The following is an 11,792-nucleotide window of genomic DNA, read 5'->3' on the forward strand; positions in this document are numbered from 1 at the left end:
GTTCGACCTGCGAACACCGGTGTCTTCAGCGCCGCCACCCGCGCCCTCAGCGACGCGTCGCGACCGTGCTCACGCGGAGGTCCTCGAAGGTGCTGGTGAAGCCGGAGCCTCCGAGTGAGATGAGCCCGACGCGGGGCGTATCGCCGAGGTCCGCCGTCCAGGTCCCGCCTCGGACGAAGTGCCGCCCGTCCAGACTGGTGTACGCCGTGTACCGGTCCTCACCCCGGACCTCGCGGTGGACGATCCGGAGCGTGGTGGTGTCCCCGACCGGACCGACGACCATGTTCCCGTAGCTCGGCGCTCCGGCCGGTTGCCCGGACACCTGCTTGCCGAACTCGGTCTGGCGCGTGTTGAAGATCGAGTTCGAGGTGAGCCGGACGTAGTTGCCGTCGTCGCCCCAGACGATCAGGCCGCCCTGCACGTAGTTCAGGCCGTCGCCGGTCGTCGGGGTGTCCACACCGACCGTGGTCTGGAGCACGTAGTCCCCACGGGGCGCCGGTTCGGACAGCACCGATGCGAGCGGCGTCGCAGGCGGGTGGATGTCGGCGTCCTGCGTCTGCCAGCGGAACGTGCCGTCGGCGACGGTCCACGTGGACGGGGCCGGCTCACGCGTCCAGGCGAGCCGGGCAGGCAGCGCTCCGGGCTCCGCTCCCGGCTGCGCGGCACCGTCGAACGAGGTCGACAGCGCGCGGATCGTCCGACCCGGCACGTCGACCGGGGCGGTGGACGCCCGGTACGTCGGTCGTTGGCCCGGCTGCGCCACCGGCCCCGGCTGCACCGTGTCGGACGGGCCGGCACCACCGCGGACGACCGGCCAGCCGCCCTGCCAGTCGAGCGGGTCGATCAGCGCCGGCCGCTTCGTGTAGGTCGGCTGCCCCGCGTAGTACGGGTCGTTGCGGTCGGCCGCGTGGTAGATGATCCAGTCCTGGCCGGCGAAGTCGGTGACCACGGTGTTGTGGCCGGTCCCGACCCACCGGTTGCCGTTCTGCGCGAGCAGGGGCGTGCCACCGACCCGGGTGCTCGTGATCGCCACACCGTCGCGGTCCGTGAACGGTCCGAGCGGGCTGCGTGACCGGGCGACGAAGACGCCGTAGCCGGTCAGGGCGCCGTTGCAGCAGTTCGTGGCGGAGCCCATGAAGTACCACCAGCCGCCGTGCCGCATCAGGTACGCGCCTTCGTAGCGGTTGTCGATGGCGATCTGCCGCTCGGTCGACGGGTCGGAGCGCAGGCCGTCCGCGCTGAGCCGCCGGACGTTCACGCCGCCGAAGTAGCTGCCGAAGTACAGGTAGGTCGTGCCGCCGTCCGTGATGACCTCGGGGTCGAACGCCCACCGCGCTCCGTCCCCGTTCGGTGCGGTCTGCGGTGCCACGACGGGGCCGCCGGAGTCCTTCCACGGACCCGTCGGGCTCGAGCTCGTCGCCACCCCGACCGCGGAGCCGCCGCCGGTCGGCCCCGTCGCCGACGGGGTGTCCGAAGCCGCGTAGTACAGGTACCAGGTGCCCGCCCGGCCACGGTCGCCGGCGCGGTACACGACGTCCGGCGCCCAGATCCCGTTCGCGTCGCCCACCCAGTCGGGCTTCGTCGGGAACGCGTCGTTCACGTACGTCCAGTGGGTCAGGTCGGTCGACCGGTAGGTGGGCACCGCGTGCTGCACGAGGGACCCGTCCGGGTTCTGCTCCGTCGCGGTGAGCGCGTCGGTGGTGCAGTACAGGTACCAGTTGCGGTCGCGTCCGGCTCCGTGGATCACGGTCGGGTCCGCGCAGCTCGCCGCCGTCTGCCCGTCGGGCAGGCTGAGCGCGACCGGGTTCTGGTGGCTGGGCGCAGCACGGCCCTGCCGGCTGGCGGCACTCGACGCCACGGTCGTGGTGGTGGTCGCCCGGGTGGTTCCGCCCGGCACCGCGGACGCATCCGCTGGTCCGGCCTGGAGGCCCGTGGTCGCGACGCCGAGGAACGTCACGACGGCGAGGAGTGCGGTGGACGATCGGCGCATGCCTGACCTGCTCTCGTCGTTGAGGGAGGTACTGCTGGAGGGACTGCGGGTGTCGACGGGCGACGTCCGCGAGCGTACGCTCGGCTCGACGAAGGAGTCATGCCATGCCCGCGAGGTTCGTCTACTGGATCAACGCCTCGGTCGACGGTTTCGTCGAACGCGCACCCGGCGAGCACGACGGCCTGGAAGGACCCGACTGGATGCGGATCGACGAGCCGCTGCACCGCGAGTTCAACGCCCGGGCGGCGGCCATGACCCTGTCCGTCGAGGGACGGGTCGTGCGCGACATGATGGACCCGTTCTGGCCCGACGCCCGGCACGACGAGTCGATGCCGCAGTACCTGCGCGAGTACGGCGAGATCTGGACCGCGCAGCCGAAGGTCCTGGTGTCCCGCACCCGGACCACCGCCGACCACGACACCCGGGTCATCGGTGGCGACGGCGACGCGATCGCCGAGCTGGCCGCGATCCGCGCCGCCGGCGAAGGCGACATCGGTGTGGGTGGGCCGAGCATCGCGAGTCAACTGCTCGATGCCGGGCTGCTCGACGAGGTCATGCTCTTCACGCACCCGTCGGTGCTCGGTGCCGGCCGGCCGCTGTTCGATCCGCCGCTCTCGGGGCACCGGCCGCTCGTGCAGCTCGACCTGCTCGAGCAGCAGCGGTACGACAACGGCGTCACCCTGCACCGGTACGACGTCCGGCGGTCCTGAGCGCTCGCTCGGTCAGTCCTCGGCGGGCTCTGCGCCGATCACGCGGACGTTCCAGGCGCTGTCCCGGTCGCTGTCGAACCCGTTGAAGGAGATGCTGTCGACGTCGGCACGCCAGGTTCGCCGCAGGTCGATGCGTTGCTCTCCGTCGCCGCAGGGCATCGACTCGGTGATGTGGTTCCGCGACGTGCTCCCGGAGACGACCATGACGGAACCGCTCATGTGCCCGTCACCGAAGCACGAGAACTCGAGGTGGTCGACCGTTTCCGGGTGCGCGAACGTGATCGTGATGCCACGGTCGATCTCGTCGTCATTCCCCGTCGCGCTCTGCCCGGCGGATTCCGGGGCGTACATCGCACCGAGGTCCCGGTCCGAGTCCGAGTCGGTGGCCATCTGCCGCTTCTCCCAGGCGTGCAGCGCAGCCTCGTCGACGGGCGGCGGCCCGGCGCAGCCGGCCAGCAGGAACACGCCCGCGATCGCGGGCAGGAGCAGGGCGGGAACGGAACGCACGCTGTGAGCCTACTGACGCTGTGGACCCGCACCGCGAACGACGGGAGGCGCGGCGCCGGCTGGCACCGCGCCTCCCGGCCGTGGGGTGGTCGCGTCAGACGTCGCGACGGCGCGCGAGCGTCAGGGCGAGGCCACCGATGACCAGGACCTCGGCGGCGAGGACGCCGAAGCCACCCCAGCCGTTCAGCACGACTCCGCCGTCGTCGGCGGGGCTCGCGCCGTCGTACGAGTAGGCGTAGAGCTGGCCACCGGCCATGTCCGGCAGGAACGCCGCGATGTTCGTCGGCCACTCGACGTTCATCAGCCCGGCCATCAGGTTCAGCACCACCGGCAGGACCAGCAGGATGCCGAGCGTGATCGCGATGCCACCGGCGCTCGACCGGACGAGCAGGCCGATGCCGTAGGCGAGCAGTGCCAGCAGGGTCAGGAAGACCGACGAGCCGAGGATCGGCAGGAACACCGACGGGTCACCGATCTCCGGCTCGACACCGTTGCCCGCCAGCAGCGGGAGCGAGATGAGGACGCCGATCCAGGTGGCGACGGCGCTGACCACGAACGTCGTGACGGCGAGGACGGTGGCCTTCGCCAGGATCACGCCGGTGCGACGCGGGTCGGCCGTGAAGGTCGAGCGGACCTGGCCCGTGCCGTACTCACCGGTGATGATGAGGACGCCGAGCACACCGACGACGAGCGACGAGAGCAGGACGCCGACGGTGTTGGCGTTCACGACGGTGCCGTTGGCGATGTCCGTCGGCAGGTCCTGGCCGCCGCTGTTCGTGTTCGCTCCGACGAGCGCAGCCATGCCGATGGTGACGACGACCAGGATCGCGTAGCACCAGAACGTGGACCGGATGCTGCGGAGCTTGATCCACTCGCTCCGCACCAGGTGCGGGAAGGACAGTTTGGTGGAGCCGTGCATCCGGGTCGACGGCGTGGTGGGCGAGGTGGTGGCGCTCATCGGGTGCCCTCCGATCGGTACTCGACGTCGTCGCGGGTGAGGGCCATGTAGGCCTCTTCCAGGCTCGCGCCGGTCGGGGTGAGTTCGTGCAGGGGGACGCCGGCCTGCGCGGCGATGTTGCCGACCGTCGGCGCGTCGGGGCCGACGACGAGGAACGAGCCGTCCTCGCGCTGGGTGACCGCGGCGTTCGGGCCGATCGCGTTGAACAAGCCGTTCGGGTCCGGGGTGCGGACGATGACGCGGCTGACCGCGGCATCGGTGCCGGCAGCGGCGCCACCACCGGCGACGAACTCGGCGATCGGGGCGTCGGCGAGGACCTTGCCCCGGCCGAGCACGACCACGCGGTCGGCGGTCTGTGCCATCTCGCTCATCAGGTGGCTGGAGAGGAACACCGTGCGGCCGTCGGCGGCCATCCGGCGGGCGAGCTGTCGTACCCACACGACGCCGTCGGGGTCGAGGCCGTTCACGGGCTCGTCGAGGATCAGGGTCTTCGGGTCACCGAGCAGTGCGGCAGCGATTCCCAGGCGCTGCCCCATGCCGAGCGAGAACCCGCCGACCCGCTTCTTCGCGACGGAGTCGAGGCCGGTCATGTCGATGACCTCGTGCACGCGGGACTTCGGGATGCCGTGGGTCGCCGCGAGGGAGAGCAGGTGGTTGTAGGCGCTGCGCCCCGAGTGGACGGCCTTCGCCTCGAGCAGGGCGCCGACCTGCCGGAGCGGGTCGCGGAAGCTCGTGTAGGGCTGGCCGTTCACGGTGGCGCTGCCCGACGTGGGCCGGTCGAGCCCCATGATCATGCGCATCGTGGTGGACTTCCCGGCGCCGTTGGGCCCGAGGAAGCCGGTCACACTGCCGGGACGCACCACGAAGGAGACGTCGTCCACGGCGGTCTTCGGACCGTACTGTTTGGTGAGATGGCTGACTTCGATCACGGCCTCGACGCTACGGGAGGGGCCGTCGGCGCCGCGTCCGCCGTTGGGGGGAGATGCGTGCTCCCACAGGGTGACGCGGGGCTGACGCGGACGCGGGCGGGTCGCGCTGGTTTTCGCGCGTCGCGCGCGGGCTTTCGCGCTAGGCGACAGTTCACGCGCGCGGCGGGCCGTGAACTGTCGCTGGACGCGAAAGGTCGGCGCGCAGATCGGTCCGGACAACCCCCAAAGGCCCGTTTGACGGTACCTCCCGGTCAGGAGAGCATTGCCGCATGTCCAGCCTCCAGTCCCTCCGGGCGACCGCCCACCCGATCCGGCTCCGCCTGCTGTCGCTGGTGACGAGCACCGCGATGAGCGCCGCCGAGGCCGCACGGGAGCTCGGTCTCTCACAGGCCACCGCGAGTTACCACCTGCGCGTGCTCGAACGGGCCGGACTGGTCGCCGTCGTCGAAGTCCTCCGACTCCGGGGCGGTGAGGCGAAGCGGTACCGGCACGAGTCGTCGGCACGACCGTTCGACCCCGACGGCCGATCCGGCGATGGTGGCGACGACGGTGGCGCGGACGACGTCTCGGTCGAGGACCAGCTCGTGTACGTCGAGGCCCAGGTCGAGGAACTCCGTCGACGGGTGCGACAGCGGACCACGGGGCCCGGCGTTTCCACCGACGCCGAACTGTGGGTCGGCCCCGAGACGTGGCGCCGGGTGGTGCACCACGTCGGCCAGGCATCCGCCCTGCTCCACGCAGCGGCGCAGCGCCCCCGCACTCCGGGCACCGTTCCGGTGTCGATGACCGTCTCGATGTTCCCGATGCGGCGGCCGTGAACACGCCGACCACGGGCGTCCTCGGCCACGCACCGTTCCGTTAGCTGCTCGCCGCCCGCACGGTGAGCATCCTCGGCAACGCCGTCGCCCCGATCGCGCTGGCGTTCGCCGTCCTCGACCTCAGCGGCTCGCCCGTCGACCTCGGCCTCGTCGTGGCAGCACGCTCGGTCGCGAACGTCGCCGTCCTGCTGTTCGGCGGGGTCATCGCCGACCGTCTCCCCCGTGACGTCGTGCTCGTCGTCACGTCGCTCGGTGCTGCTCTGACGCAGGGCGCTGTCGCCGTGCTGGTCCTGACGGGCACCGCCACCGTCCCGCTCCTCGTCGTCCTGAGCATCCTGAACGGTGCGGTCGCCGCGGTCAGCCTGCCGACGACCGCTGCCATGGTCCCCGAGACCGTGCCCGAGGCGCTGCTCCGCCCCGCGAACGCCGTGATCCGGTTGAGCATCAACGCCGGCACCATCGTCGGGGCCTCCGCCGGCGCCGGCATGGTGGCGCTCGTCGGCGCCGGGTGGGGTTTGGCGGTGGACGCCGCCGGCTTCGCCGTCGCTGCAGCCCTGTACGCACGGATCCGACTGCCGCGTCGCCCGTCCGTCGCACCGGCCGACCGTCCGTCGGTGATCGCGGACATCCGGGAGGGATGGGTCGAGTTCTCGGGACGACGCTGGGTCTGGACCGTGGTCGCCCAGTTCGCGGTGCTCAATGCCGCCTTCGTCGGCGCGACGACCGTGCTGGGTCCGGTGGTCGCGGACACTTCGTTCGGCAGGGCGGGTTGGGGGCTCGTCGTCGCGGCGCAGACCGTCGGTCTGGCGCTCGGAGCGCTGATCGCGCTGCGGTGGCGGCCACGGCACGCCCTCGGCATCGGCGTCGCCCTGATGGCCGTGACCGCCCTCCCCGTCCTGGCGCTCGCTGTCGCACCGGCCCTGCCGACCCTGCTCGTCGCGTTCGCCCTGGGCGGGGTGGCCATCGAACTGTTCGCGATCGCCTGGGACCACGCGCTGCAGTCGAACGTCCCCCGGGCCGTGCTGTCGCGGGTCTACTCGTACGACATGGTCGGGTCGTTCGTCGCCGTCCCGCTCGGCGAGGCCCTGGTGGGACCGCTGGCGCACGCGGTCGGGACGCCCACGACCCTGATCGGTTGTGCCGTCGTCATCGTCGTCGCCACCGTGGTCGCCGCGTCCACGCAGAGTGTCCGGCGTGTGAGCACCGAGGTGACCCTGCCGGTCTGATCAGCCCGGGGAGGCGTCCGCGGTGACCTCGTACGCCTCGAACCGGGCGTCGGCGAGGACCGCGTCGACGAGCGACCGTGACCCGGCGACGATCGTCGAGTCCCAGTCGATCTCGGTGGCGAGCACCCACTCGCGCCCCTCGGGCCAGAGCATCTGCGGGGTGTGCCCGAAGTCGACGTACATGCCGACGCGGGCGTCGTCCGTCCAGGACGGGTCGCTGAGCTGCGGCAGGGACATGGAGAGCAGGAAGCACTCGCGGGCCGGCCACAGGAAGCGCGGACTCGCAAGCGACTCCCGGAGCGCAGCCTGCTCCCGCCGGTGCTGCGCCTGCATCCGGGCCATGTGCTCCTGCATCTCGGCGCGCTCGGCTGCCGTCGGTTCGCCCTCGCCCTGCCACCCGAAGCCCATCATCGAGCTCCCGTTCAGGTCGCCCCACCCGTCCCAGATCGCCCCGACCAGGTCGTCCGGGGTCGACGTCGCCTCGGCGAGGAGCCCGGTGAGCGCGGCGAGTTGCGTCGGCTCGTACCAGCCCGTTTCGGGCGGATGGACGATCCAGCCGTCCTCGAAGGACAGGTCCGACTCGTCGTCCCGACCGCTGAGCGTCTGCCACGACACGAGGGGGTCGATCGTCCGACGGGTGCGCTCGGCGACGTCGGCCCAGCGCCACTCGGCCGACTCGAGGACCGGGTGCTCGTCGTACTCGTCCACGGTCGTGCGGTCTTCGCGATCCGCTCGGAGCGGGTGCAGGATCCGGACGTACGCTTCGAAGCCGGTGCCCGCGACGCCGCCGAAGGTGGCGAACGCGCCGGCCCGGGCCAGCAACCAGTCGCCGCGGGAGACGTCCTTGATCAGTTCCACAGGCCGAGCCTAGGGTGCCCGTGCGGGTCAGCTCGCCTGCGGGCGGGGAACGCGGAGGCCGGGGAACTCGTCGTCCCGCCACTCCCCCTCGGCGCGCGTGCCGTTGCTCACCGACTGCTCCTCGCGCTCCCGCAGCTCCACGCGGCGGATCTTGCCCGAGATGGTCTTCGGGAGCGCGGCGAACTCGACCCGGCGGACGCGCGCGTAGGCGGGGAGCGCCGTGCGCGCGTACTCCAGGACCTGCCTGGCGGTGTCGGCCGACGCCTCCCATCCGGTGGCCAACGTGACGTACGCCTTGACGACGTTGAGACGGGCGTCGTCGGGGGCCGGGACGACCGCGCTCTCGGCCACGGCCGGGTGCTCCAGCAGCGCACTCTCCACCTCGAACGGCGACACCTTGTAGTCGGAGGACTTGAACACGTCGTCGGTGCGGCCGATGAAGGTCAGCTCGCCGTCGGCATCGCGGACGGCGATGTCGCCGGTGTGGAAGAAGCCGTCGCGCATCGACGAGGCCGTGCGGTCGGGGTCGCCGAGGTACTCGGCCATCAGGTTGACGGGCCGCTCGGTGAGGTCGAGGCAGACCTCGCCCTCGTCGCCCGGTTCACCGGACACGGGGTCGAGCAGCGTCACGGTCACGCCGGGGAGCGGCTCGCCCATCGCGCCGGGCGTCACGGCGGCACCCGGGGCGTTGCCGATGATCGCGGTGGTCTCGGTCTGCCCGTAGCCGTCGCGGATGGTCAGCCCCCACGCCGTGGCGACACGGTCGATGACCTCGGGGTTGAGCGGCTCGCCGGCCGAGATGAGCTCGCGGAGCGCCCGTGGCCTCGCACCGAGGTCGGACTGCAGCATCATCCGCCACGCGGTCGGCGGCGCGCAGAACGTGTTGACCTCGGCCCGCTCGAGCTGCGCGAGGAGTGCAGCGGGGTCGAAGCGCGCCGTGTTGTGGATGAACACGGTGGCCTCGGCGATCCACGGCGCGAAGAAGCAGCTCCAGGCGTGCTTGCCCCATCCGGGCGAGCTGATCGTCAGGTGCACGTCACCGGGCCGGACGCCGAGCCAGTACATCGTGCTGAGGTGCCCGACCGGGTACGACGTCTGGGTGTGCACGACCATCTTCGGCTTCGACGTCGTGCCGGACGTGAAGTAGACCAGGCACGGGTCGGTCGTGCGGGTGACGACGTCGGGACGGACCTCGTCGGTGGGAGCGGGGTCGCCCAGGTCGCTCGGGTACTCCGTCCACCCGTCAGCGGGACCGCCGATGACGATCCGCGTGAAGGACCCGCGGACGTCGTCGTACTTGTGCGTCTCGCCCCGGTTCGTGACGACGTGCGCCACCGAGCCCCGGTCGACGCGGTCCTGCAGGTCGGCGGTGTCGAGCATCGTCGACGTCGGCAGGATGACCGCACCGAGCTTGATCACGGCGAGCATCGTCTCCCAGAGCTCGAGCTGGTTGCCGAGCATGACGAGGACGTGGTCGCCCTGCTGCACGCCGAATCCGTGCAGGCGCGCGGCGAGCCGATCAGACCGTGCGGCCATCTCCCCGTAGCTGAGCCGCTGCTCACGACCGTCCTCCTCGACGATCCAGAGCGCGGTGCGGCTGTTGTCGGTCGCGATGAGGTCGAACCAGTCGGTCGCCCAGTTGAACGTGTCGCCGACGTCCGGCCAGCGGAACCCGGCGCGTGCCGCTTCGGGAGAATCCGCGGCGAGGAGCTGGTCGCGGGCGGCACGGTACGCGGCGGTCGGGTTCACATCAGGCACGGACCGATCATGCCGCATCCCGCTCGGAGCCGATCGATCAGGCGAGTTCCCGGAGCCAGCGGTCGAGCCAGGGAATGATGCGCGAGAGGTCGTCCGCGTCTATCGCGTCACTCGCGGCCGCACGTGCCGCCGGACCCGCGTTGAGCGCCAACGCACTGGGGAGCGCCTGGAAGAGCGGGATGTCCGAGCGGCTGTCGCCGATGGCGCAGCAGTGTCCGAGCGGCACACCGAGGTCGCGAGCGAGCGCGAGCGCCCGGTCCCGCTTGTCGAACTCGTCGAAGTGCTCGGCGACGGTGCCGTCGTGGGCGCCACCGTGCTCCCCCACACGTGGCCCGCCGTTCGGGACGAACCCGAACCGCCGCGCGAGGGAACGGGTCACGGGCTGCCACGCGAGCGACGCGAGCACGGGTTCGACGTCGTGGGCACGGCACCACGCGACGACGGTCTCGGTTCCGGGTAGCACCGGGAGGTCGTCGAGCCACCGGTCGATCGTCGCCGTGGTCGTGCCGCACCAACCGAGTGCGTCGACCTCACTGACCTGCTGGTTGGTGAGATCGCCGTCGGCGTAGCGGAGTTCGGCGTCGTCGAGCGCGTCCTGGTGCCCGAACCGGGCGGCCAGGAAGCTGCTGCTGGAGCCGGGGCCGACGAAGGTTCCGTCGACGTCGAAGAACACGATGCCGACGGTCACTGCCGACCGCTCCCCCGCACGACCGCATCGAGCACCCGGATCGTCTCGTCGGTGTCGACGTGCAGGTGCGCCTCGATGCCGAGCGCACGTGCGGCCTCGATGTTCTCGGGCACGTCGTCCACGAAGAACACCTCGTCCGGATCCGCCCCGAGGCGCTCGAGGGTGATCCGGAACGCCTCGGCATCGGGCTTGTTCACACCGATCTCGTGGGAGTAGCAGATCGGGTCGAACACCGCCGAGAACCGGAAGCGCCGCTCTTCTTCCTCTCGGGCGCCGTCGCCCGAGTTCGACAGGATCGCGAGGCCGATCGTGCCCCGGAGTCCGGCGAGGAAGTCGTACAACGGCTGGTTCAGGGTTCCGCAGTACGCGTCCCAGAAGTCGGCCCGCATGACGGCGAGCTGGTCGGCCGACAACCCGAGCGCCGAGCCGATCGCGCCCCAGTACCGGTCGACGACGCCGGTCTGACGGGAGGCATCGGGCAGGTCGGCCGCGACGAGGCGAGCGGAGAAGTCGTCCGTCGTCATCCCGAGACGCTCGGCCCACCGCGCCCGGAAGCGTCCGGGCCAGGCGGCGTCGTCGACGAGTTCGAGCACGCCACCGACATCGAGCAGCAGCCACCGCACGACGGGCCCGGCAGCCCCGGCAGCTCCGTCCGTCCCGCCGCTCACAGCGATCCCCGTAGCTGCCGGATCATCTCGACCTCGAGTTCGCTCGGATCGAGCACGTACGCCTCGGTCGCACCCGTGGGCTCGTAGCCACGCCGGGCGTAGAAGGCCTGCGCACGGGTGTTCGCCTGGTGCACGTGCAGCCGCAGAGCCGATCCGTGCGCTGCCGCCCAGGCCTCGATCTCGTCGAGCAATCCATCGGCGACACCGGCGGCACGCCCTCGGTGCGACGGTGCGACGTAGACGCCGACCAGGAGCGGCCCGACCCGGGGGCCGGGTACGAACACCCCCATCGTCCCGAGCCACCGGCCGTCGGCGCCGATCGCGGCGAGGGTCGTCCCGCCGACGTCGTGCTCACGGCGGCCGCGTCGACGCCAGTCACGCTCCTGCATCCGCTCCGCGTCGGCGAGCCGCTCCCCGTACGCCTTCGGGGTGTCCCGGAGCATCTCCAGCCGCAGTGCCCGGACGGACTCCCAGTCGTCCTCGGTCGTCGGTCGGATCGTCGTTCCCCGCATGACCCGAGCCTAGGGGTGGCAGGCCCGGAGAACTCGTCCCAATCCGACTGGCGGACGACGCCGAATCACCTGCAACGACCGGGAAACACCCGGAGCGCTCACCAGCCGCACATCGCTGGTTCTCCACCCCACCGAGGGTGTGTTCGGCGCGCACACAGCAGCCGCGCCGA

At 71.5% G+C, this 11,792-nt stretch carries 12 protein-coding genes; 3 read left to right on the forward strand and 9 right to left on the reverse strand.

The window, feature by feature from the left end:
- Nucleotides 1–46 precede the first annotated feature (46 nt).
- Nucleotides 47–1,990, reverse strand: coding sequence for a family 43 glycosylhydrolase (locus tag DEJ27_RS16615; protein WP_110862838.1), 1,944 nt, complete (start codon nucleotides 1,988–1,990; stop codon nucleotides 47–49).
- A gap of 104 nt (nucleotides 1,991–2,094) precedes the next feature.
- On the opposite strand from DEJ27_RS16615, the gene DEJ27_RS16620 reads away from it, so the two are divergent.
- A complete protein-coding gene (locus DEJ27_RS16620) occupies nucleotides 2,095–2,700 on the forward strand; it encodes a dihydrofolate reductase family protein (RefSeq protein WP_110862837.1) in 606 nt (201 codons plus the stop codon).
- Between the two features lie 12 nt (nucleotides 2,701–2,712).
- On the opposite strand, the gene DEJ27_RS16625 is transcribed toward DEJ27_RS16620, so the two are convergent.
- The 3 genes from DEJ27_RS16625 to DEJ27_RS16635 all read right to left on the reverse strand — a co-directional run bounded on the left by DEJ27_RS16625 (nucleotide 2,713) and on the right by DEJ27_RS16635 (nucleotide 5,094).
- A complete protein-coding gene (locus DEJ27_RS16625; RefSeq protein WP_110862836.1) occupies nucleotides 2,713–3,207 on the reverse strand; it encodes a hypothetical protein in 495 nt (164 codons plus the stop codon).
- 94 nt (nucleotides 3,208–3,301) lie between these two features.
- Nucleotides 3,302–4,165, reverse strand: coding sequence for an ABC transporter permease (locus DEJ27_RS16630; protein ID WP_110862835.1), 864 nt, complete (start codon nucleotides 4,163–4,165; stop codon nucleotides 3,302–3,304).
- Nucleotides 4,162–5,094 carry an ABC transporter ATP-binding protein gene (locus DEJ27_RS16635; protein WP_071406056.1) on the reverse strand — a complete coding sequence of 311 codons (933 nt, stop codon included), beginning with the start codon at nucleotides 5,092–5,094 and terminating at the stop codon, nucleotides 4,162–4,164. Before DEJ27_RS16635 ends, DEJ27_RS16630 begins: the two co-directional genes overlap by 4 nt.
- Before the next feature lie 269 nt (nucleotides 5,095–5,363).
- On the opposite strand from DEJ27_RS16635, the gene DEJ27_RS16640 reads away from it, so the two are divergent.
- Nucleotides 5,364–5,912: a helix-turn-helix domain-containing protein gene (locus tag DEJ27_RS16640; protein ID WP_110862834.1), complete on the forward strand. Its 549-nt coding sequence runs from the start codon at nucleotides 5,364–5,366 to the stop codon at nucleotides 5,910–5,912.
- Nucleotides 5,913–5,974: 62 nt separating this feature from the next.
- Complete coding sequence (locus DEJ27_RS16645) at nucleotides 5,975–7,138, forward strand: MFS transporter (protein ID WP_258370034.1); 1,164 nt, start codon at nucleotides 5,975–5,977, stop codon at nucleotides 7,136–7,138.
- On the opposite strand, the gene DEJ27_RS16650 is transcribed toward DEJ27_RS16645, so the two are convergent.
- The 5 genes from DEJ27_RS16650 to DEJ27_RS16670 are packed head-to-tail and all read right to left on the reverse strand — an operon-like array spanning nucleotide 7,139 to nucleotide 11,622.
- Nucleotides 7,139–7,996 (reverse strand): hypothetical protein, encoded by an 858-nt coding sequence (locus DEJ27_RS16650; protein ID WP_111091479.1) that lies wholly within the window; start codon nucleotides 7,994–7,996, stop codon nucleotides 7,139–7,141.
- 27 nt (nucleotides 7,997–8,023) lie between these two features.
- The gene (locus DEJ27_RS16655) at nucleotides 8,024–9,772 is read right to left on the reverse strand and encodes an AMP-binding protein (RefSeq protein ID WP_111091480.1); all 1,749 of its coding nucleotides are present in this window, start codon (nucleotides 9,770–9,772) and stop codon (nucleotides 8,024–8,026) included.
- Between the two features lie 19 nt (nucleotides 9,773–9,791).
- Nucleotides 9,792–10,442 (reverse strand): HAD family phosphatase, encoded by a 651-nt coding sequence (locus tag DEJ27_RS16660; protein ID WP_111091481.1) that lies wholly within the window; start codon nucleotides 10,440–10,442, stop codon nucleotides 9,792–9,794.
- Nucleotides 10,439–11,110, reverse strand: coding sequence for an HAD-IA family hydrolase (locus DEJ27_RS16665; RefSeq protein ID WP_111091482.1), 672 nt, complete (start codon nucleotides 11,108–11,110; stop codon nucleotides 10,439–10,441). The genes DEJ27_RS16660 and DEJ27_RS16665 overlap by 4 nt, the downstream gene beginning before the upstream one ends.
- On the reverse strand, nucleotides 11,107–11,622 hold the full coding sequence (locus tag DEJ27_RS16670) for an N-acetyltransferase (RefSeq protein ID WP_110862829.1): 516 nt from the start codon (nucleotides 11,620–11,622) through the stop codon (nucleotides 11,107–11,109). Before DEJ27_RS16670 ends, DEJ27_RS16665 begins: the two co-directional genes overlap by 4 nt.
- Nucleotides 11,623–11,792: the final 170 nt, after the last annotated feature.

It is taken from the genome of Curtobacterium sp. MCPF17_018 (assembly GCF_003234135.1).
In the GTDB taxonomy this organism is placed as follows: Bacteria; Actinomycetota; Actinomycetes; order Actinomycetales; family Microbacteriaceae; genus Curtobacterium; species Curtobacterium flaccumfaciens.